20 protein-coding genes are annotated in these 18,554 nt (G+C 59.1%); 5 read left to right on the forward strand and 15 right to left on the reverse strand.

Features of this window, described 5'->3' with window-relative positions:
* The gene (locus CSC65_RS05650) at positions 1–381 is read right to left on the reverse strand and encodes a LexA family protein (protein ID WP_238390294.1); all 381 of its coding nucleotides are present in this window, start codon (positions 379–381) and stop codon (positions 1–3) included.
* 194 nt (positions 382–575) lie between these two features.
* Positions 576–1,214, reverse strand: a complete 639-nt coding sequence (locus CSC65_RS05655) for a DUF6988 family protein (protein ID WP_162409309.1) — start codon at positions 1,212–1,214, stop codon at positions 576–578.
* A gap of 129 nt (positions 1,215–1,343) precedes the next feature.
* On the opposite strand from CSC65_RS05655, the gene CSC65_RS05660 reads away from it, so the two are divergent.
* From CSC65_RS05660 to CSC65_RS05675, 4 genes are all read left to right on the forward strand, one after another.
* Entirely contained in the window at positions 1,344–2,318 is a 975-nt protein-coding gene (locus CSC65_RS05660) for an SOS response-associated peptidase family protein (RefSeq protein WP_162409310.1), read from the forward strand.
* Positions 2,319–2,380: 62 nt separating this feature from the next.
* The gene (locus CSC65_RS05665; RefSeq protein ID WP_162409311.1) at positions 2,381–3,580 is read left to right on the forward strand and encodes a Shedu immune nuclease family protein; all 1,200 of its coding nucleotides are present in this window, start codon (positions 2,381–2,383) and stop codon (positions 3,578–3,580) included.
* Positions 3,581–3,623: 43 nt separating this feature from the next.
* Positions 3,624–3,848 (forward strand): hypothetical protein, encoded by a 225-nt coding sequence (locus CSC65_RS05670; protein ID WP_162409312.1) that lies wholly within the window; start codon positions 3,624–3,626, stop codon positions 3,846–3,848.
* Positions 3,845–4,273 (forward strand): hypothetical protein, encoded by a 429-nt coding sequence (locus CSC65_RS05675; RefSeq protein WP_162409313.1) that lies wholly within the window; start codon positions 3,845–3,847, stop codon positions 4,271–4,273. Before CSC65_RS05670 ends, CSC65_RS05675 begins: the two co-directional genes overlap by 4 nt.
* Here CSC65_RS05675 and CSC65_RS05680 read toward each other — a convergent pair.
* Positions 4,270–6,282: an ATP-binding protein gene (locus tag CSC65_RS05680; protein ID WP_162409315.1), complete on the reverse strand. Its 2,013-nt coding sequence runs from the start codon at positions 6,280–6,282 to the stop codon at positions 4,270–4,272. The genes CSC65_RS05675 and CSC65_RS05680 overlap by 4 nt on opposite strands.
* A gap of 188 nt (positions 6,283–6,470) precedes the next feature.
* Positions 6,471–7,700, reverse strand: coding sequence for an HNH endonuclease (locus CSC65_RS05685; RefSeq protein WP_162409317.1), 1,230 nt, complete (start codon positions 7,698–7,700; stop codon positions 6,471–6,473).
* Between the two features lie 188 nt (positions 7,701–7,888).
* Between CSC65_RS05685 and CSC65_RS05690 the strand changes: the two genes are divergently transcribed.
* Positions 7,889–8,083 carry a hypothetical protein gene (locus CSC65_RS05690; RefSeq protein ID WP_162409320.1) on the forward strand — a complete coding sequence of 65 codons (195 nt, stop codon included), beginning with the start codon at positions 7,889–7,891 and terminating at the stop codon, positions 8,081–8,083.
* A gap of 70 nt (positions 8,084–8,153) precedes the next feature.
* Here the strand turns inward: CSC65_RS05690 and CSC65_RS05695 are convergent, their stop codons facing one another.
* From CSC65_RS05695 to CSC65_RS05745, 11 genes are all read right to left on the reverse strand, one after another.
* Entirely contained in the window at positions 8,154–9,137 is a 984-nt protein-coding gene (locus tag CSC65_RS05695; protein ID WP_162409322.1) for an ankyrin repeat domain-containing protein, read from the reverse strand.
* Positions 9,134–9,616, reverse strand: coding sequence for an ankyrin repeat domain-containing protein (locus CSC65_RS05700; protein WP_162409324.1), 483 nt, complete (start codon positions 9,614–9,616; stop codon positions 9,134–9,136). The genes CSC65_RS05695 and CSC65_RS05700 overlap by 4 nt, the downstream gene beginning before the upstream one ends.
* Positions 9,613–9,984 (reverse strand): hypothetical protein, encoded by a 372-nt coding sequence (locus CSC65_RS05705; protein ID WP_162409326.1) that lies wholly within the window; start codon positions 9,982–9,984, stop codon positions 9,613–9,615. Before CSC65_RS05705 ends, CSC65_RS05700 begins: the two co-directional genes overlap by 4 nt.
* A 113-nt stretch (positions 9,985–10,097) precedes the next feature.
* Positions 10,098–10,478, reverse strand: a complete 381-nt coding sequence (locus tag CSC65_RS05710; protein ID WP_162409328.1) for a hypothetical protein — start codon at positions 10,476–10,478, stop codon at positions 10,098–10,100.
* Positions 10,475–11,185, reverse strand: a complete 711-nt coding sequence (locus tag CSC65_RS05715; protein ID WP_162409330.1) for a hypothetical protein — start codon at positions 11,183–11,185, stop codon at positions 10,475–10,477. The genes CSC65_RS05710 and CSC65_RS05715 overlap by 4 nt, the downstream gene beginning before the upstream one ends.
* Positions 11,186–11,268: 83 nt before the next feature.
* A complete protein-coding gene (locus CSC65_RS05720) occupies positions 11,269–12,501 on the reverse strand; it encodes an HNH endonuclease (protein ID WP_238390295.1) in 1,233 nt (410 codons plus the stop codon).
* A 21-nt stretch (positions 12,502–12,522) separates the two neighbouring features.
* Positions 12,523–12,987: a hypothetical protein gene (locus tag CSC65_RS05725; protein ID WP_162409332.1), complete on the reverse strand. Its 465-nt coding sequence runs from the start codon at positions 12,985–12,987 to the stop codon at positions 12,523–12,525.
* Positions 12,987–13,808 carry an ankyrin repeat domain-containing protein gene (locus tag CSC65_RS05730; protein WP_162409334.1) on the reverse strand — a complete coding sequence of 274 codons (822 nt, stop codon included), beginning with the start codon at positions 13,806–13,808 and terminating at the stop codon, positions 12,987–12,989. Before CSC65_RS05730 ends, CSC65_RS05725 begins: the two co-directional genes overlap by 1 nt.
* A complete protein-coding gene (locus tag CSC65_RS05735; RefSeq protein ID WP_162409336.1) occupies positions 13,808–14,206 on the reverse strand; it encodes a hypothetical protein in 399 nt (132 codons plus the stop codon). Before CSC65_RS05735 ends, CSC65_RS05730 begins: the two co-directional genes overlap by 1 nt.
* 155 nt (positions 14,207–14,361) lie before the next feature.
* Complete coding sequence (locus CSC65_RS05740; protein WP_162409338.1) at positions 14,362–14,724, reverse strand: hypothetical protein; 363 nt, start codon at positions 14,722–14,724, stop codon at positions 14,362–14,364.
* Between the two features lie 99 nt (positions 14,725–14,823).
* Positions 14,824–18,501, reverse strand: a complete 3,678-nt coding sequence (locus CSC65_RS05745) for a hypothetical protein (protein WP_162409340.1) — start codon at positions 18,499–18,501, stop codon at positions 14,824–14,826.
* Between the last annotated feature and the right edge of the window lie 53 nt (positions 18,502–18,554).

Consider the following 18,554-nt stretch of genomic DNA (forward strand, 5'->3'; position numbering starts at 1 on the left):
TCACAGATGGAAGTGAACGTTGCTCCGCACCACACCCCAGACATCCAGTTCGATGTCCTCCGGCACGATGATGGGCGGGTAGCCCGCGCTGCTGGCCAGCACGATCCGGGTACCCCGCACATACAGCTTCTTGCACATGAACCCGCCTTCCCACAGCACGATGACCGTGTGGCCAGGCCGTGCGTTGATGGAGCGATCCACAATCAACAGATCGCCGTCCTGAATCCCGTAGTCGATCATTGAGCCGCCACAGTCGGCCTTCATGAGGAAGGTCGCGGGCGGGTTGGCGATCAGGCGCTCATTGAGGTCCAGCCGGTCGTCTTCCTGGAAGAAGTCTTCGGCGGGGCTGGGAAAGCCACAGGCAGCCAGCGTCCGCAGCACGGGCAGGCCTCTCGCCGTAGACGTGGCAACAGGCCCCAGCAGCGTGGGTGGGAAGGGCAAGGGATCGGTCGATAGGGGTACGAGCATGGCCGCATGTTCAGGTGGGAAGGACTCACCCGATGAGACGGTGTCGCACCGGGGAGACAGGATAGTCCCGTTGGTAGTCAAAATACTAACGTTCTGACCTGAATAGGCTACTGGCCCAGTTGCGGCCCCAGCGCGTGGATGGCCCGGTACACCGGTTCGGTGCGCTCGGGCGCGTGGATCATCCCAATCCAGGCCATCCCCAGGGCCGCCACGCCGCTCATGCGCTGGGCATTGTCGAGCAGGGCCAAGAGCTTGTCGGGGTCATAGTCGGGCACCAGGTGGGGCCGGTTGGCGTACGCGTCCAAGGCGAACAGGCCGCCGTGGGTGAACGAGTGGTAGGTGTTCCACTCGGCCTGGTCCAGGCCTGTGAAAAAGGCGGTGCCGGCGAAGGGAGGGACGGCGTCGATCGCCCGGCCGACAGCGGCAACGCCCGGACCGGGAAATTGGTCAGTCGCAAGGAAAGCCGCGGCCTGTTCGTCAGTGGCCACCGCCGCAAACCACCAGCCCCGCTGCAGCGTTTCGAGCATGGGGCGGGCAAGGGCAAAGGCGCTAGCGGCCAGATTCGACCCATGGCGCTCCAGATGGGACGCAATCGAGGTGGCGTGGTGGAACGACAGGCCCATTTCCTGGTAGCCCAAGAGGTGTCGATCCGCCGCCTCTTCGGGCGGGGGTGGCACCTGCATAGCCAACTGTCCCAACTGGCCTTGGAGCAGTAGGACTTCGCGGGCGCGTTCAGTGATAGGCATGGCCGGTCTTATAGCACCGCCCGATGGTGTGGCGTGGAACGCGCCGTGAAACCTTTCCCGTTCCACGCCCCCATCCATCGCTTGTTATAGGCTCTTCCTACCAGCCCACGAAACAGTGAGGAACATTGCATGTGCTATTCCGCAGAGGCCTGGGAACTTTTTTCGGCCTTTACAAAGGAATTCGGCGCCGACATCGACATCGAAGAGTTCTGGAAGTTGTATTTGGGCCGGGAAGAGAAGTATCGGATACGCAAGAAAATGTCCGACGGCACCAAGATCCCAAAGGGCATGGATCTCAATTTCCTGCGACCTCGAACGGATACAGAACGCAAGATCCAAGACCTGATCGCGGAATGGAACGGGCGGAAGTTGGCCGACGCCGAAGACGAACTCGCCAAGCAGCAAGCACGCCTGGATACAGCTGTTGCCAAGTTGGCCGTCAAGGAGACCAAGTCGGCCCTCAACGAACAGCGGATCGCCGGCAACAAAATCAAGCAGATGGAGCGCTGGATCGCCGACGCCAAGCGCACCAGCCATAAGCCGACCACTGACGATCGGATTTTTCCGTTCTGGTATGCGCCCGTGCTGCTGATCGAAGACGGCAAGCCGGTCGTTCGTCCTATGCGCTACCTGTGCAGGCCGCAAGGCATGGCACCCAGTACCGACTACACGAAGGACGGCAGAGCCTCTGGCAAGTACAACGCCAGGCGCGACAACCTTACGAAGTTCTGGCGTCCGCAGTTTGGCCACACCCATGCGCTCATGCTCGCCGAAACGTTCTACGAGAATGTGGACGACGGGAGGGGTGGCTCCAAAGAGATCCACTTCCGCCCCCGCACGGGCGAAACGATGTTCATCGCGTGCCTGTATTCGCACTGGACCGACCCGAAAGGCAAAGAGCCGGATTTGTGGTCATTCGCCGCCATCACCGACGAGCCCGAACCCGAAGTGGCCGCTGCCGGCCACGATCGCACCATCATCAACATCAAGCCCGAGCACGCCAACGCCTGGCTCACGCCAGAAGGGCGCAGCGACGAGGAACTGTTCGCGATCTTTGACGACAAGCGCCATCCGTTCTACGAGTTGATCAAGGAAGCGGCCTAAACGCTGATGTGTACCAGGGGCGCCGAGTCCGGCGACAAGTGGCTTGTTTGGAGGGGGTGGGTGTGAGTGACGATGATGGAATTTACGTTGCCAACAAGGTGCCCGGCCGAATTTACGGCTCGTCCGCCTTCCCGGTAAAGCGGCTAATCAAGGACGGAGAGAACTTCACGGAAGTAGTCCGCAAGCTTCGGTATCTCGATCGGGTTTTCCCCGACATCGAGGGAGACGCGCTGGGCCTGGTCAAGCACGAGGTGGTCCTTAGGACCACGCCAACCGGGAAAAGGCAGGTCAAGCTGTTGCTGGTTGAGGATCCAAGACGTATCCAGTCGATCCACATCCAATCGTTCGATATGAGCGATGGAAAGGATAATCCGAGTCGAAATGCACACTTCGTTCTAACCGGGCAGGAAATCGACGACCTGGTTGAACTTGCCATGCTCGCGGTGAACGCCGAGTTCCGTGCAGAAGACAAGTTCCGGATCGGGATCGATCAACTCAACCGCTTCACCCTGTCCAAGGACGCAGCCAAGCAGCTGATCGGCAAGAACGAACAACTGCTGGAAGACATCCTCGCCAGCGAAGTCACAGAGCGCGATCTGGTCACCGTTGCATATCGGCGCCAGCAAATGGAACTGTTTGAACGACTTCTGACAGACGACGCGTTCTTCGACGAGCGAGCCATGCACGTACGAGGGCCCGAGGATGTCTGGCAGCAATTCTTTGAGGCAAACCACTGGATTTTTGGTGGTTCTTTGTTCTTCAACGCCACCTCCGCGATCGATGACGGCAAACTTGAACGCGTTGTTGCTGGGGCAAGCGTGGCGGGGTCAGGAAAGCGCGCGGACGGACTGCTAAGTACACGAGGACGAGTGGGGGCGTTGTGCTTTGCGGAAATTAAGACCCATCGGACAAGGCTGCTGCAAAAGAGCCAATATCGAAGTGGGGTTTGGGGGCCTAGCGGAGATCTGACAGACGCAATTGCCCAGTCGCAGAGGACTGTCCACTTGGCCGAAGCCAACATCCGCGAGGTGCTGCGGGTGGTTGATGACGAAGGCGAGCCCTTGGGTAAAGACGCCTACCTCATTCGTCCACGATCCGTTCTGGTGTGCGGCGACCTGCAGGAGTTCGTAACCGAGCATGGGGTGAACCGCGAAAAGTTCGCTTGCTTTGAGCTGTTTAGGCGACATATGTACGGCCCGGAGGTAGTCACGTTCGATGAATTGCTTGAGCGCGCGCGCCTCTTGGTTGAGCAGAGTAGGTAGATGAATAGAGCAAATTCTGTTCCGTTCGCAAATGGAAACTTCAATGCCTGACCCACGACTTTCCCAGCTGGCCACTTACCTGGCAGAGTCCAATCACAGCACCACACCCACCGACTTCTGGGCGGGCTGGGACGCCATTGCCGGCAACCTGAGTGATGAGGTCTGGTCGGACGACGCAGACCCCGATTTGCGCGAAACATTTACAGATCTTCTGGCCTCGGCCGACGACGCGGGTTGGGTAGTGCCCGATGGACAGACGCAGCCGTGAGGGACCACAACCTCACGCCACCGAAGAAGAAGCTGCCGCCTTTGGTCAAGGTCAAGCTGGCGTCCGTGGTCTTGGCCGCCGTGCTGGCCGACCGCATGAACGAAGAGGACGCCGGGAGCGTACTACGTGACGCCACAGGCACACAGTGGTCGTTGCTGACCTGCATGCAATACCTGTCGGGCAAGGAAGCGCTAGGCGCCATCGCCGCGTTGCCCGATGACTGGAACGAGGATGGCATGAGCAAGGAAGCGTTGGAGCATGCCACCAAGGTGGCGGCGTTCGCCGTGGCCAATGCGCACCCAAAGGGCACGCCGTTGTGTGCCAGCGACCTGGCCAAGGAGTACCGCGGCAAGGAGTACCGCGGCAAGGAGTACCGCGGCAAGGAGTACCGCGGCAAGGAGTACCGCGGCAAGGAGTCTATCTAAGCCCTTGCACCCGTTGCCATCTCGGCAAGTTCGTCCGGAATGTACTTCGCGTGCGCTCGTTTCAGGTATTCCAACTCACTGTCGGAGTCCGCCTGATAGTCAAGTTGCTGACTGAAAAAGCTCAAGCGGGCGCGAGCGTCATTCAGAATTTCTGACCACGTCTTGGCCCACACCGATATGTTGTATTCGTCGTTATCGAAAACCAGGCCGTCTGGGCGGTTCTTCTGGCGGGTTTTTAGTTGTGCGTATTCATCCATTTCATTGCCAACGACCATAAAGGTCCAGCGCGAACGCTTCTGGTGGAAGCGATTATCCTTCGCGACGGCAATGGCATAGCTCTCAATCTGGGCCAGAACTTCAGAATTGATCTTCTGGCTTGGGCGTTTTAGTTCGACAACCAGGTACTCATGGCTGCCCTGGGTGGGTTGAATTGATCGCGCCAACATGAGGTCGATACGGCCACCCTTGTCGTCTTCCCGCAGGACAGGATCGTCAGACACATCGCCGACATCTTCCCGCTTGCCGAGCTTGCCAATGTAAATGGCTAATGCGTCCTCCAAGGTCTTTTCGGATCCTGCTAGGTTGAAGTCTTCCTTGAAGATCCATGACTCCACTTCGAGAGTCTTATGAAGCTGGTCGCGCTCCAAAAGCCGCTTCTTAGTTTCCTTGTTGAATAGCAGATCACTTAGCGCTTCCACCAGGTTCAAACGGTCAGCCACGATCTTGGCCGAAGTGATGATCTTGGACAGAGTTGTCTTCTGGAGCAGAGTGGCCAGATCGTCCTGTTCGTCCTTCTTGAGGTTCAAGACCTCGTCCATGATCGTGCGCACAGAGTCCGGATTTTCGCGGATCGCCTGGGCGAGCAGGCGGAACGTGAACTTCCTGGATTTTGCGGGCGCTTCGTCGAAGGAGGGGAGGTGATCCTCAACATTGACGGCGAGAATGTCGAAGACTTGGCGCTCGATTTGCTCTGAGGCGTTGACCTCAATCTTGTCCTCGTAAGGGTAGATCTTCTCGTCTTTCCAGCGCTGGATGGTTTCACTGCGGTGCTGCAAGGTCCGGCGCCGGAAATGTTCTTTGACCTTCAATTTGACTGCGGCCAGGATGTCGGAGACATCCTGATTCAAGTCTGGAAGGGCCAAGGAGTTTTCTTTGTCGAGGTCACGGAAGTGATCCGACTTCACATACACGGTGAAGTTATATCCGGGTGCCTTGATCTGCGGGCCAACGACAACCTCATGAAGAGAAACGCCGGCCTTGTCGCATAACTCAAAAACACGATCGGTCTGTACAGTCCACTCGATGATCGTGATCGACACCGGAACACGCTTGCCGCTTTGGAGTACAACATCTCCCAGATGGAAGTCTTCCTTGTAGCTCTGAACTGACGCCGGATCGATTTTGGTTCCGTCGAAATACAACGTCAGGCCAGGAGACTCCGTCAAGTAAGCTGCGAACTGCTTTGTTATTTCCAGCGAAGCGCTATCGTTGGTCAACGAGGGAAAATTGGACTCGAGGTTCTCGATGACCACCTCGGTTCCCAGGATCGATGTCTCGGACGCAGTGGGAAGCGACGCCTGAAAGCCTGTTAGCTGACTTGCACGCCCCGTGATGGTGTAGCTCTTGAATGCCTTGCCATCTAGGTAGGTGGTGCGCCATTCCACACTCTCCCCCAATGCGAAAGCACGGAACCGTCCCTTGCCGTTCTTGCCATGCAGGGTGCGCCCCTTATAGCGGTGTGATTTGGCTTTCCACGAGTCGCCTAGGCCGCCGAAGAGCTTTCCTACATTGCTCCGGTCAATACCGTCGCCGTCGTCAGACACGCGGATGGCATGCAGTCCATTGAGTTCATTAGGTTCAAGAATGACTTTGACATGCTGGGCGCCAGCGTCAAACCCGTTCCAGATCAACTCGGAAACTGCTGCGATCGGGGTGACATTGGAGGCAAGCGACTTCAAAAAGTCATGCTTGGCCTCAATCTTGATATTCGTGGATTGATTGTCAGCCATACCTTGAAACGCTCCCCTGGTGGTGGTTCGCCGGACTGGCCGTGATAACCCGGTTGAGGCTGGACGGGAAGGGGACATGGTCGGTGAACGAGTCGAGGATACCGGTGCGGGTAGCGTTAGGGCTATTCCCAGGGGAATAGCACCCTGCTCCTGGGCTATCTCAAGGATTGCGACGGAACTGGATTGGCCTATTTGTGCCTTTCCTGCGCCAAGCGTGCCTGTTCGGCCAGATGGACAGGGTTGGGCCAGTGCTCCCGCGTCTTAGGTAGACGCAAGTCCTGCCCCTCCATCGCTTCGTATTCCGTTGCCTTCAACGAGGGCGCAATAGCGACCACGTGTGTGGGCGTGATCCACAACAACCCCAGATCGAACAGCGTGTGGATGTCCGAACGGAGCAGCAGGCCGTTGTCTACCCGGTGCGTATGCTCGCCGCGGTACGGAAGGATATGGGCCGCTTCCAGGACAGAAATTGCATTACAGCCAGTGATGGCGCAGCGCTCCCCGTAGGCTTCCAGGATCTTGGCGCGAAAAGCGCCCTGACCCTGTCGTTGCGCAATGGCTGTCATGGTCCACACGCGCGCGTCGTGGTCACTGTCCAGCGGCGGTAGATGGTCGAATGCCTGATCCTGTGCCTCGGCTTGGGCCCGACCCAGCACCGTCGAGGGCAGGGCAATGGCCTCCCACTTGCCGTTCGCGTTGGGCTGCAGATCCCAATGGCCGTGAACCGCAGGACGGAACACTTCGTAGGTCGTGGCTTTGTAGCGGCCCTGACGTAACAGGCGGTCGCGCGGGTGTCCGCTATCGCTGCGCCAGTTCTTGCGCGAGCGGTCGTAGTGCCGGCGATTGGCGTCATTGACCGTCAAGAACGCCAGGTTAGCGCCCAGGTCCGAATGATCTTCATACGGATAGTGCTGGGCCAGCCATGCGGCGATTTCACCTGTGCGCACGGGCTTGCCCAGGGCCTCAACGGCTTCAGCCACGTGCCAATACTTCACGCCGCTTTTGGAGCGCTCGGCAATGACCGCTTCGGGCGGTGAACCGATCCTCTCGAATGCCAGTTCCAGCTCGTTGTCTTCCAGGCGAACGACCCGGCCCACCAGCTCGAAGTCCGGCTCGAAGTCGTTATCGGTCTGTGACGCATTGCCTTCCACGATCTCTTCGGGATCGTCGGTGGAAGCCACCACCACCCGCAAGGGCAGGCCTTCGTCCAAGGCCTGGCGCAGGTGCCGGTAGAAGATCGACTTGCCCGCCCCCTTCCAGCCGGCGGTCCTTGTTTCGTATCGGGTCATGTCCTCATTGAAGCTGTGCTTCCACAGCGACACGATCACCTGGCGCAAGTCTTCCGACACGGCCGAACTGGTCCACTGCGGGTTGGTCAACTCCACGCCATAGCGTCGGAAGGCTTCGGTCAGCTTCATGGTTCTCCCCTTTCTTCCATTGTCGCCCAGGGCAAAAGGTAGGGCTACCGGGGGCGCCAGCGGTTCCGAAACAAGATCGAACTTCCATGGCTCACGCGTTTGCGAACCGATTAAATACCAGAGTGGATCAACCCATCCGATGGGCGGTAATGACGCCGAGGTCCACACAACCAACAAGGAAAACCATAATGCAAATTGATATCCATTACCTCCCGCCGAAGCGCTTCATCGCCGTCCCCCAGAAGCACGCCATCCCCGAGTCCTGGGCAGGCGCCAAGTTCTTCAAGACCATTGAACTGGAAACAGGAGACATCCGGTATGGGATGGGCGACGCCGCACAAATCCTGACAACCATCGAGCAGGAGGGCTACGCCGCTATCTAAGAAGTACGTCAGTACGAACCACGTGTTCGTGGCGCCGACTTGGGGCAAGGGGAGCGTATAGCTCCCCAGCCTACATGCAGCGACCGCGGGAGCGGCGGGCTAAGGCGTCATCGGGTGAAACCAAGTCAGAGTCTTGGGGCCGGTTATTGCTGGCGGTCTTGCCTAATGCGTCCCGCAATCGATTGGCCCGTAGGTAGTCGACGACATCCTGGATCCCTTCCGCTCCCTGGTATTGCTCGGCTATCTGATTGTCATGGTTCTGAATGGAAGGATCTGCGCCATGAGCCAGTAGTAGAGCCGCCGTGGCTCGGTCTGGAGCGTAGTGGAGTGGAGTGTTTCCGTCCTGATCCGCCGCATTCGGATCCGCCCCACGATCCAGCAGCAGTTTTGCATGGGCGACGCCATCCGGATCCGCCCCACGATCCAGCAGCAGTTTTGCATGGACGACGCCATCCACATCGTGAAGCGGTGTCTGGCCCCAGTCGTCGATCTGGTTGATAGACGCCCCGCGCGCCAAGAGCGCGTCAAGCACTTCTGGTGTTGTGGCTCGGTGGATGGCGCATTGACCATGATCCTTTGAGCCGACGGAAATATCCGCTCCTTGTTCGATTAGGTACAAGGCGATCTTTTCTGCTTCCGGATCTGTGGAGCATGAGAGTTGCAGGAAGCTCAACAACGCTGTCTCACCCACTTGATCGAGTTGGTCGAGGTCAGCGCCGCATTTCACGAGTATCCGGGCTTCGCTCAGTGATTCGCAGTAGTGGAGCATTGCGAATCGCTGTGTTCTCTCACTCTCCATGTCGACCGCTGCGCGTAACGCTTCGTCCTGGGCACTCCAGATCGCTTGCGGTTTCTTATCGTCAGAGAATAGGTAGTACGGCGCGAGGTTGTTAGTGGGTGGAATGTGTTGACCGAATTCCGGGTCATTACAAGTTGCTAGAACCACACTACGGCTCAAGTAGCTGTGACCGAATCTGTTGGTGTCTGCAATGATGTCTTCGGACGCCCGGTTCCGCATGTGCGCTTCCAGGGCGTCGGGAATGGCGGTCTTCACATCGCCCTCCCACGAGAACGACGAGCCATGCATTCGTCCGGCGACGCCAGGTCGGATTGAGGAAGGGCGGCTTGGGCGATCTGTTTCAGTTCGGCACGCCGCAGAAGAGTGTCGATCGCGTCGGGATCCGGTGTGAAAGCACGTGCCATCGCGGACTTTTCGCTGTTTGGATCCCAGATGGCGCCCCGGTCCAAAAGGGCAGTAAAGCCGTTCATGCACCCATGCAGCCCGGCTTCTTGTAGCGGGGTAAAACCCGCACCGTTCTTTTCCTCAATCTTCGCGCCTTGGTTCAGAAGAAAGTTGACCATGTCCGCATTATCCGTGCGGACCGCCAGATGTAATGGTCTTTGTCCCCTGCCAAAATCGTAATCGTTGACATCATGTCCGCTGCTCAGGAGCGCACGGGTTTTCTCGATGTCGCCATCGATTACTGCGGCATGAATCTGGAAGGGGGCACGCCTGTGAAGTTGCTGGCTCACATTGACCTCCCACGGCTGCGCCTGGCCTTGTATTCGTCAGGCGACGCCAGGTCAAATTGAGGACGGGAAACCTGGGCCTGGTTAGCTAAGTCTTCACGCGCACGCGCCGAGCAGTATTCGTCGACGGCAGGTTGGGCGCGAGAGTGCTGACTAATCCAGTCATCCATCGCGTTGAGTCGGTCATCCCCAAGTCGCTCGGGATACCTGTGGGAGAAGTCCGCACCACTGTCGTATGTGCTGGAAAAATATGACTGATCGTCGAACTCAGCCACCTGTGAGATATGTTTCGTGGCCTCTCGAAATACGTGTTGATTGCGTGCGACCTCAACTTCTTGTCGATCGGCGCTGTCTTCCAGTCGTGTATCCATTACCTGTCGGTAGGCAAAACCGTACCGACCAATCCCAAGATCCAGGACGGGCCCGGTCTGCCTCTCGGCCGTAGCAAACGACTGTTCAATGAGTTCCCTTCGATGGTGCTGGCTCACATCGCCCTCCCACGGCTGCGCCTGGCCAAATACTCATCGGCACTAGCCAACTCCAACCCACGGCCTGCAGACGCCTGCCGATCCATCTCGCCGATCCGCTGGGCTACCTGGGCCAAGTCCCGGTCCACATCGACCATTGCACGAAGCTGCGGGTCATCCGCGCCGCGAATGGGTCGGGGCGGCGTGCCGTCCTGGGTGGTCATCCAGTAAGAGGCAGCCGACACATCGTGTCCGAAGGCCTTCATCCGGTCTGCGGTGTCCAAGTAAACGTCTCGGCGGACTTCCGTCCAACCGTAGCGATCTGCGTCTTTGACTGCCTTTTCAGCGGCCGACGTGCGCAAGGTCTTCTCTGCTTCGTTGATATCCAGGGAGGTCATAGCGACCGCCCGCGGCTACGACGTGCCCGCGCTTCGTCGGGTGAGGCGAGGTCGGAGTATCGGCTGGATGAAGCCCCTGCCACCGAGGCTAGTGCCTCGCGATTAGCCGCGACTTGGATCACGCGCTTGGCGTCGCTGTAAGGATTGGCCTCAGCGGGCGTTTGCCCCCAGCCATCCTTCATTCCGACATCGGCACCAGCAGCAAGCAGCGCTTGCGCAGCCCTCTCGTTGCTCACCAGGTGGAGTGGAGCACGGCCGTACCGATCCTGCGCATTGGCGTTGGCGCCATCCCGCAAAAAGTCTTCGACCTGCTTGTAAAGATGGGGGTCCTGGACGGCTTGGCGCAGTCCGACCACCTCATTGTGCTTGTCGTATTCTTCCCTGCTCACGGCCACTGAGGTGCGTACCTTGAACGTGTGTTTGTAGCGGTCTTGGTCGTGAAGAGTTTCGGCTAGAGAGCCGGCAATGGCGTCGGGCTTGTAGTAGCCCATGCCTCCTTCATTGAGCGCACCCTCCTGATTGGTCTTGCGGCCCAAGGCGTTTGCTACTTCCTGCGTGATGTCCAGGCGCTCCCCGGACTCCAGCGTCGTGCGGATCTTGAAGGAATGGACAGGCATGCGGCCAGTGCGGGCAGAGTGTCCAACCAACTCGAAATCGAGGTTGCCGTTGGGCGGAAGAATGCGCTTGAGATCGTTGTTGTCTGACATGGCAAATCCAACTGGGTGGCCTAATCCAGTCTCTCGGATTTGTCGTGCTTGGCAAGGGCCCGGACTCGAACCCACACGCAGATTTACGTAGTTCCCAGTTTCTCCAGCGCAAGCCGTGCCTGGTCGGCCAAATGGACTGGATTGGGCCAATGTTCCCGCGACACGGGAAGGCGCAATACCTGCCCCTCCATCGCTTCGTATTCCGTTCCCCTCAACGAGGGCGCAATAGCGACCACGTGTGTGGGCGTGATCCACAACAACCCCAGATCGAACAGTGTGTGGATGTCCGAACGCAGCAGCAGTCCGTTGTCTACCCTGTGCGTATGCTCGCCGCGGAAAGGAAGGATGTGCGCCGCTTCCAGCACGGAAGTAGCGTTGCAGCCGGTGATGGCACAGCGTTGCCCGTAGGCTTCCAGGAGTTTCGCGCGAAAAGCACCCTGACCCTGGCGTTGGGCAATGGCCGTAAGCGACCAGACCCGGGCGTCATGATCGGAGTCCAGGGGCGGCAAATGCTCGAAGGCCTGGTCTTCGGCTTCGGCCTGCGCGCGGCCCAGGGCGGAAGAGGGCAGGGGCACAGCTTCCCAAACCCCATCAGCGTTGGGCTGCAGATCCCAGTGGCCATGTGCACTGGGTCGGAAGACTTGATAGGTGGTCGCGCGTTGCTTACCCACCCGGAACAGTCGATCGCGCGGGTGATCACCGTCAGACCGCCAGATCTTTCGGGAGCGATCGTAATGCCGGCGGTTGGCGTCGTTGACTGTCAGGAACGCGAGGTTCGCGCCTAGATCCGAGTGGTCTTCCTTCGGGTAGTGTGTGGCCAGCCACTCCGCAATCTCGCTCGTACGCACGGGCCGACCCAGCGCTTCCACCGCTTCGGCCACATGCCAATACTTCACGCCACTGCGTGCCCGTTCGGCCACAACGGTGTCGGGTGTCTCCCCGGTGCGCTCAAATGCCAGTTCGAATTCTTCATCTTCTAGCCGCACCACGCGGCCTACCAATGAGAGGTCGGGCTCGAAGTCCTTGGCCCGCTGCGCGTTACCTTTGCGGACTTCTTCGGGGTCCGATGACGTGGCCACGACGACCCGCAGTGGCAGGCCTTCGTCCATGGCCAGGCGCAAGTGCTTGTAGAACAGCGGTTTGCCCGCACCTTTCCACTGCGCGGTAGGGGTGACATATCGGGTCATATCGGGGGAGAAGTTGTGACTCCACAGGCTAACGATCACCTGGGGTGGGTTCTCTGACACCACCGAACTGGTCCATTGCGGATTGGTAATTTCGACGCCATAGCGTCGAAATGCTTCTGACATGAGCATGACGCCCCCTTTTGGGACATCCTACCGCTTGGCGCCCATCCCCCATGCCTGGCCTTCAATAGGCCCAACAACGACGGGCTTTTCTTCCTTCTGGGCTTCCAGGACGAAGGGACGGGTGTGACCTGAGAACGCCCGTATTGGGGTCAGGATCTTGGTCCAGTCCAACCCCTGTGCAACAGTTTCCCGGTAGCGAGCCCATACCTCGTTGTGGGCCTGCTGGACCGCTTGTTCATAGGCCGCGCGGGCCTGGGCAGCGCACTGCTCGCGTCGCTCCAGTTCCGCAACCAGCAACGCGACATCCTCCTGACGACGTTTCGCCGCAATGGCGTTACGCAAGGTCTGGCAAGACGACACCAAAAGACTCCACCGATCGCGCGCAGCCACCACCACCGGTTGCCGGTAGGTCTCATCTTCCAAGGCAAGACGGATGGCGTCCTGGTCAATGCGACGGCGAAAGAACAGCGAGGACAGGGCGGGGAGAGGCATTACATCGCCCTCCGGGTCGGGGCCTCGGCCTTCCGGTTACGCTGCTGCTTTCGAGCCAGGCGCTCCAATTTCTCCTGCTTTCTTCTGACCTGGAAGTAGGGAGCCTGTGGCGCGATCTGACGTGGGGTTCGGCCGTTCAAGTTGGAGGCGTCGGGATCTGCGCCAAAGTCTATTAGCGCCATGAATGTCTTTTGCGCCTGGTCCTCGAAATCTTCAGGTTTACGGTGCGTCATGCTCCAGTAGTGGAGAGGCGTGTTGCCGTATCCATCCGCATGGTTGGCATTAGCGCCATGTCGCAGAAGTTCAAGGCATTGCTTGGCTCGGCCACCTGCTGCAGCAAAGTGGAGCGGCGATCGACCGAATGAGTCTGTCATAGCCACTATCAGGCGCAGATCTGATTCATTGATATCGGCGCCGAATGCATGACGCGCGAAGAGCATGCCTGAGGGCGATGAATGTTCGAGATCAAGCTTTTCAGCCACACCCCACAACACATCGCTGCTGAACTGGGCGCTATTTAGCAGCAAAGCATTTGTTCTGTGATGAAGGACGCGTGTAAATGCCCGGTTGCGTACCTTTTCCGCTTCCAATGTAGCGCTTTCATCACCCCGAAGTGACGCGCGTCGATGGTGATTGCAAGCGGTGCTGTGTAGGCGCTTGGCCTCATCTTCCAGAACTGTCTCCAGCACTTTGGATGGATCGATCCTTGTTTTGAAGATCTTGTATTGGACTGGTATGAATGGCAGACGAGATATGGCCGTCAAGACCAACCTGCGAAACAAGGTGGGCCGGTAGTGCCAGGGTTGATAGGACAGGACCATCACATCGCCCTCTTGGCCGTGTGCTCCACACACCCATCATTCCGGACCGAGTTGGCCAAAGTAGAAAGCGCTTTCCGCATGCGTTCGGACGAGGCCATCGTTTCCATCGCCTTGAACATCAAACGCTCACCGTCCCGCTCACCACCTTTGTGCAGGGTCGTCCGTAGCCGCTCGGCGAGCCGTGGATCTTCTTTCTCGACACGATCGAGAACGGCACGAGTCACAACCGTCTTGCCAATCCCTGGGTAATGGGCAGGCGCCGGTATGGGATTGAAGTAGGTTGGAAGATTCAGGCCAGCCGCCTCACAGCGGGTCAAGATATCGGCTTTGGTCAGATGGACCCATTGGAAGGGACTGACAGCGACCAGGGCTTGCAGCGTTTCGAGGGAAAGGGCCATGCGATGGAGGCTCGTAAGGTGTCCCTCCATCATGTGCAGGTTGTCGATGTTGGCAAGGGCAGGCCTGCGAAATACTCTGCACTTCGCTAGATTTGTGGTGGTGACCTAGTGGGCTAGGGATTTATCCACAATCCGATCTAGGCGTCGGAATTGGTTCAGAGTGTGATCAGTCTGGACGCTGTCGGGCCATGTAAAAAACAATTAATAACGAAAATTATTACCAATGCGTAACAGAAGACTTCAGCGACAACTTCGATGGTGTTGTCGGTTGGAGGTGTTTTCTGAGTCTCTAAAGACTGGGCAGGTAGGCCATTTGATTGCTTTTCAAGCACTAGCGATTTCAAGCGCTGAAACAGAACTTCTTCCTCGCCTTTGGAGCGCAGGAGTTCTTGCTCAAGTTCAAATATGCGCTTATGAGAAAGGTCCAGTTCTTCGTTCAGTCGACTGACTTCAGGGAAAGCGAGGATTTGGGCAAGAGCGATTTCAGGTTCTGCCGATAAGCGTAAATGGTCAGACATGGAGAACTCCGGAAGGTGTTTCTCCATCATGTGCGGGTTGTCGTGCATGGCAAGGGCAGGTCTGCGGATACGATCGCAGACCTGAAATACCGAACGCCGTCAGTTGTTCATCATTTCCCATTTCGTTTGACGACATAGCGCACCGCGCACTGGGTTGGGGGCACTGTCCCGGGCGTATATGCGGGTGAAGCCGATGTAGCCGATGTAAGATCCATCACTCTCATTGAGAAATTCATCGTTGAACCAATCGGCCGAGGGCGAGGTGTTGGTAAACACCAGCTTGCCCTCATCGGCGGCCGTCAACGGGGTCGGATAACCCTGGGCGTCCAACACGTCCGAATACCCAAACACGCAGCGGGTGCCGACGGTACCGTTTCCAAACCAGCCACCGTTGATCGACTCATCGAGGTTGACGCTTCCGGGCGTATGCACCCACGAACCGGAAACCAGCCTGATTTCGCCGCAACCCCACGTCAGAGGGCGGCTGACCTGAGAACACAAGCCGTTATACGCAGGCGGCGGCGGGGCCACACAAGTGAAGAAGAAGGTTTCGCCTGGGCTGTAGATCGCTCCACCCATGGCGCTTGGCCCACGAACACGGGAAGCAATGCGCTCGCCGATTACGCAGTTTCCGCCTGGCGGTGCCATTGGGCGAACGCCCGTACCGCTACCGCCATTGTTGGTGGCGTAGCACCCAATGCCCATGAAGGGCGTTGTGGTCCAGGGGCCTGCGCCGCCCAGGGAAGCCGCCGTCGCATTACGACGAGTCAGGTCGCCAATGTTGGTCTCGATGTTGCCGGGAGCACCGCCATAGGGGTCGATCTGCGACGTGGAGGTCAGCGTCCATACGCCATCCAGCAGACCTGTGGGGGGCGTACAGGACGCGGTAGTCGTGCAGGTCGCGCCTGCGTTGGCTGTCATGGACAACACACCACCCGCGCTGCAAGCGAAAGCCGCCGAGCCCGTGGTGGGCGTTGTACTGTCCGTCACGGCGAAATTGGTGCTAGTCGATACGGTCGTGGCTGCTGCCTGTGTATAGGTACAGGAGTTGCCACCCACCACCCAGTTGAACAACGCACCCGCAGGTACGTCGCATTGGGTGGGACCTGCAACACACTCCAACACCATGTGCGTGGACGAACCGAAGTCGTTCCAGGAACGCGTGACAATCAATTCTCCGGGAACACAGCGCAACGCAGGCGTTGCTAGGCGCGGCAACCAAATTTCTGTCCAGCCCGACTGGTTGATATTGGTGCTGTTGCCGTTGGCGTCCAAGTACGTGACGTTGTTCCAACCCAGCCACGTGGTGCGGGCCGCGTCGACCTGATTGCCACCGCGGTTAGGCAGCACCCCATTGAACACGGTCAAATCACCGAAAACGGAGGGAATGCATTTCTGGAACGACGCAGACCCACCAATGCCAATGGCATTCATGTATTCCGTGACGCGTGCTGCGTCATGCTGGATGGCCCCTCGGAACCCCACACCGTCATCCCAGAACCAACCACCGCCCGGGCCAGCATTGACGGGTGTGTTCAAGCCCACGCGCCACACGCCTGTCAGCAGCGCAGGATTGGTGGGGCTGGGGGTGTAGCAGGACGACACGGGCGCTGTACACGTCGCGCCTGCGTTGGGTGTCGTGGCCAACACGCCACCCGCGCTGCAGGCGAACACCGCGGCACCCGTCGTTGGCGCTGTACTGTCCGTGACAGGGAAGTCAGAACTGACCGCCACACTCGTGGCCATGCCTTGGGCGAACGTGCAGTCATTACCGCCCACCGTCCAGTTGAACACCTTGCCGGCGGGGATGTCACATTGGATGGGCGGTGTGGCCGTGCCGCATTCTGCAGGCAAGGGCGTACCCGCCAAACGTTGATACGAGGTGGCGTGCCAGTAATCGCCCACTTCAACCATTGGGTCGGCAGCAGGCAGGCCACAGGTCGACCAAGAGGCCTTGGGCATGGTTTGCCAGCCCGTGACAACCGTGCCGCCGCCATCGTCCGCCGTGGTCTTCGGATCATCGTTGGTCGTGGCAATGTAAATATCGTCGACACCGAACAACGCGGGGCGATTCAATGCCCAATCGCTGGCCGATGAGTTGTACCCGGGGCACCACCAGTTCGCTGCACTCAACACGTCCGAACCGATCTGTCCCGATTGACACCCCGCTGCGGGTGGCGTGGCCACGCAAGTGTTGACGGTGTTCCGACGAGCACCTGTATCGGCCCATCCCGTCCAGGTGCCGATCGCGGGCGACGGAAGCGCCGTCGTACCCGCTGGGCAGGAGTAGGAGACATCACGCGTGCGGACTTGCTCGGCCTCATAGGTAATAGAGCCCGTCTGTCCGGTGGGGCACGTCTCGGCTCGAGGATCCCACTGCTGTTCTGTTTCCTGGACAGTTGCCGGACAGGCGGTGCAACCGGGCGAAGGTTCCAAGTCTCGATACGGCTCCCAGGCAGACCAGGTAGACGCCTGCGTGGTGGCGTTCACGCAGCCCTGGAAGCGGATTTCCTTGCCGCCCGGCCCATACGTCCCCGCCGGGCACGGCGCGTCCCGTTCGTCTGGAATAGGCGTACAGCAGGTGTTGCCGAAGGTCAGTGTGCTGGAAACGCCACAGTTGGCCGTGCAGGTATTGCTGATGACATGCGCCGACGACCAGGCAGGCCATGCGGGCACCGCTTGTGGCGAAGCACAGGTGGAATAGCGCTCCCGCACAATCTGGCCACCCTGGCCAGCGGGGCAAGCCACCTCATCATGCTCAACCGAAGGCACACACGTGGCGACAAGGGGCGTCTGGCAGGTGTTGCCAATCGGGGGAGGAAGTTGGAGCCACGCTGTCTGGGTGCCCGCGCATGTATCCCGTGCGCTCTCTTCCAGGATCTGGCCTGTTTGGCCCGCAGGACATGCCTGGACCCGCGTGGTGGTGATGACCGTACAGTCGTCAGGCGGGAGCGAAGGCGTGATCGGGGGAGTTATGGTGGTTGGGGTCTGGCACGAACTGTCGGTGGTCGACCAGGCTGTCCACACCAGCGTATTTCCCGGCCCCGTGCAGGTGCCATCGCGCGCTTGAATGACCGTGCCTATCTGACCCGGTGGGCAGGCGGCGTATTGCTTCTCATGGATGGGATTGCAACGTGGGCTGGGTGGACCCACCGGACCAACACCATTTGCCGATATGGAACGCGCAGGTGCGAAGTACAAGAACACCACCGGATCAGGCCTGGCGCACAGGTTGGCAACGACATCCGCTCCACCCAGCCTCTTGTTGTAGCGGTGCGCCACCACCGTGGCAGACGCGTCTTCCAAACCGTGAAAGCCCACGCTCGCTTGGTGGGCGTTGAACGCCAACGCAGAAGTCAGACGCACGCACTCATTGGCCGAGAGCCCCTGATACGCCAACCGATATCCACCATTGGCGATGGTGGGGCCGCTGGGCTGCGTGACATGCCATACCGATAGATTCAACTGACCGTCGCCAAGACCCGTTGTCAGTGCTGGGGCGCCGGCAGCGCCAGGGGACAACTTCAATCCCATGCGCGTCGCACCACGAGCGGCGAGGTAGGCCGCGCCATCCTCACCCAACGCCGAGAAATTCGGTTGCAGGGCAAACAGCCCGTTGACGGTCTTGACGACCTGTTCCACCTGCCGTTGTTCGGTTTCTACCGCGGCTGCCACGCGTACCCGCTTGGCAAACGCAAACACCGCCACGACCGTCGCGGCCACGACGACGCTCCATAGCAAGATTTCGATGAGCGTAATGCCCCGTTGGGTTCGCATGTCCAGGTTCCGGCGGTCCATCTACCAAAGTAGGGAAAGCCGTTCACCTGTCG

The sequence above is a fragment of the Pseudoxanthomonas daejeonensis genome (assembly GCF_010093205.1).
GTDB lineage: Bacteria > Pseudomonadota > Gammaproteobacteria > Xanthomonadales > Xanthomonadaceae > Pseudoxanthomonas > Pseudoxanthomonas daejeonensis.

Coding starts and splice junctions, on each gene's coding strand:
- CSC65_RS05655 (WP_162409309.1), bottom strand. CDS start 1,214: ATGCCTATCACTGAACGCGCCCGCGAAGTCCTACTGCTCCAAGGCCAG.
- CSC65_RS05660 (WP_162409310.1), top strand. CDS start 1,344: ATGTGCTATTCCGCAGAGGCCTGGGAACTTTTTTCGGCCTTTACAAAG.
- CSC65_RS05670 (WP_162409312.1), top strand. CDS start 3,624: ATGCCTGACCCACGACTTTCCCAGCTGGCCACTTACCTGGCAGAGTCC.
- CSC65_RS05680 (WP_162409315.1), bottom strand. CDS start 6,282: ATGGCTGACAATCAATCCACGAATATCAAGATTGAGGCCAAGCATGAC.
- CSC65_RS05685 (WP_162409317.1), bottom strand. CDS start 7,700: ATGAAGCTGACCGAAGCCTTCCGACGCTATGGCGTGGAGTTGACCAAC.
- CSC65_RS05690 (WP_162409320.1), top strand. CDS start 7,889: ATGCAAATTGATATCCATTACCTCCCGCCGAAGCGCTTCATCGCCGTC.
- CSC65_RS05705 (WP_162409326.1), bottom strand. CDS start 9,984: ATGGATACACGACTGGAAGACAGCGCCGATCGACAAGAAGTTGAGGTC.
- CSC65_RS05710 (WP_162409328.1), bottom strand. CDS start 10,478: ATGACCTCCCTGGATATCAACGAAGCAGAGAAGACCTTGCGCACGTCG.
- CSC65_RS05715 (WP_162409330.1), bottom strand. CDS start 11,185: ATGTCAGACAACAACGATCTCAAGCGCATTCTTCCGCCCAACGGCAAC.
- CSC65_RS05720 (WP_238390295.1), bottom strand. CDS start 12,501: ATGCTCATGTCAGAAGCATTTCGACGCTATGGCGTCGAAATTACCAAT.
- CSC65_RS05725 (WP_162409332.1), bottom strand. CDS start 12,987: ATGCCTCTCCCCGCCCTGTCCTCGCTGTTCTTTCGCCGTCGCATTGAC.
- CSC65_RS05730 (WP_162409334.1), bottom strand. CDS start 13,808: ATGGTCCTGTCCTATCAACCCTGGCACTACCGGCCCACCTTGTTTCGC.
- CSC65_RS05735 (WP_162409336.1), bottom strand. CDS start 14,206: ATGGCCCTTTCCCTCGAAACGCTGCAAGCCCTGGTCGCTGTCAGTCCC.
- CSC65_RS05740 (WP_162409338.1), bottom strand. CDS start 14,724: ATGTCTGACCATTTACGCTTATCGGCAGAACCTGAAATCGCTCTTGCC.
- CSC65_RS05745 (WP_162409340.1), bottom strand. CDS start 18,501: ATGCGAACCCAACGGGGCATTACGCTCATCGAAATCTTGCTATGGAGC.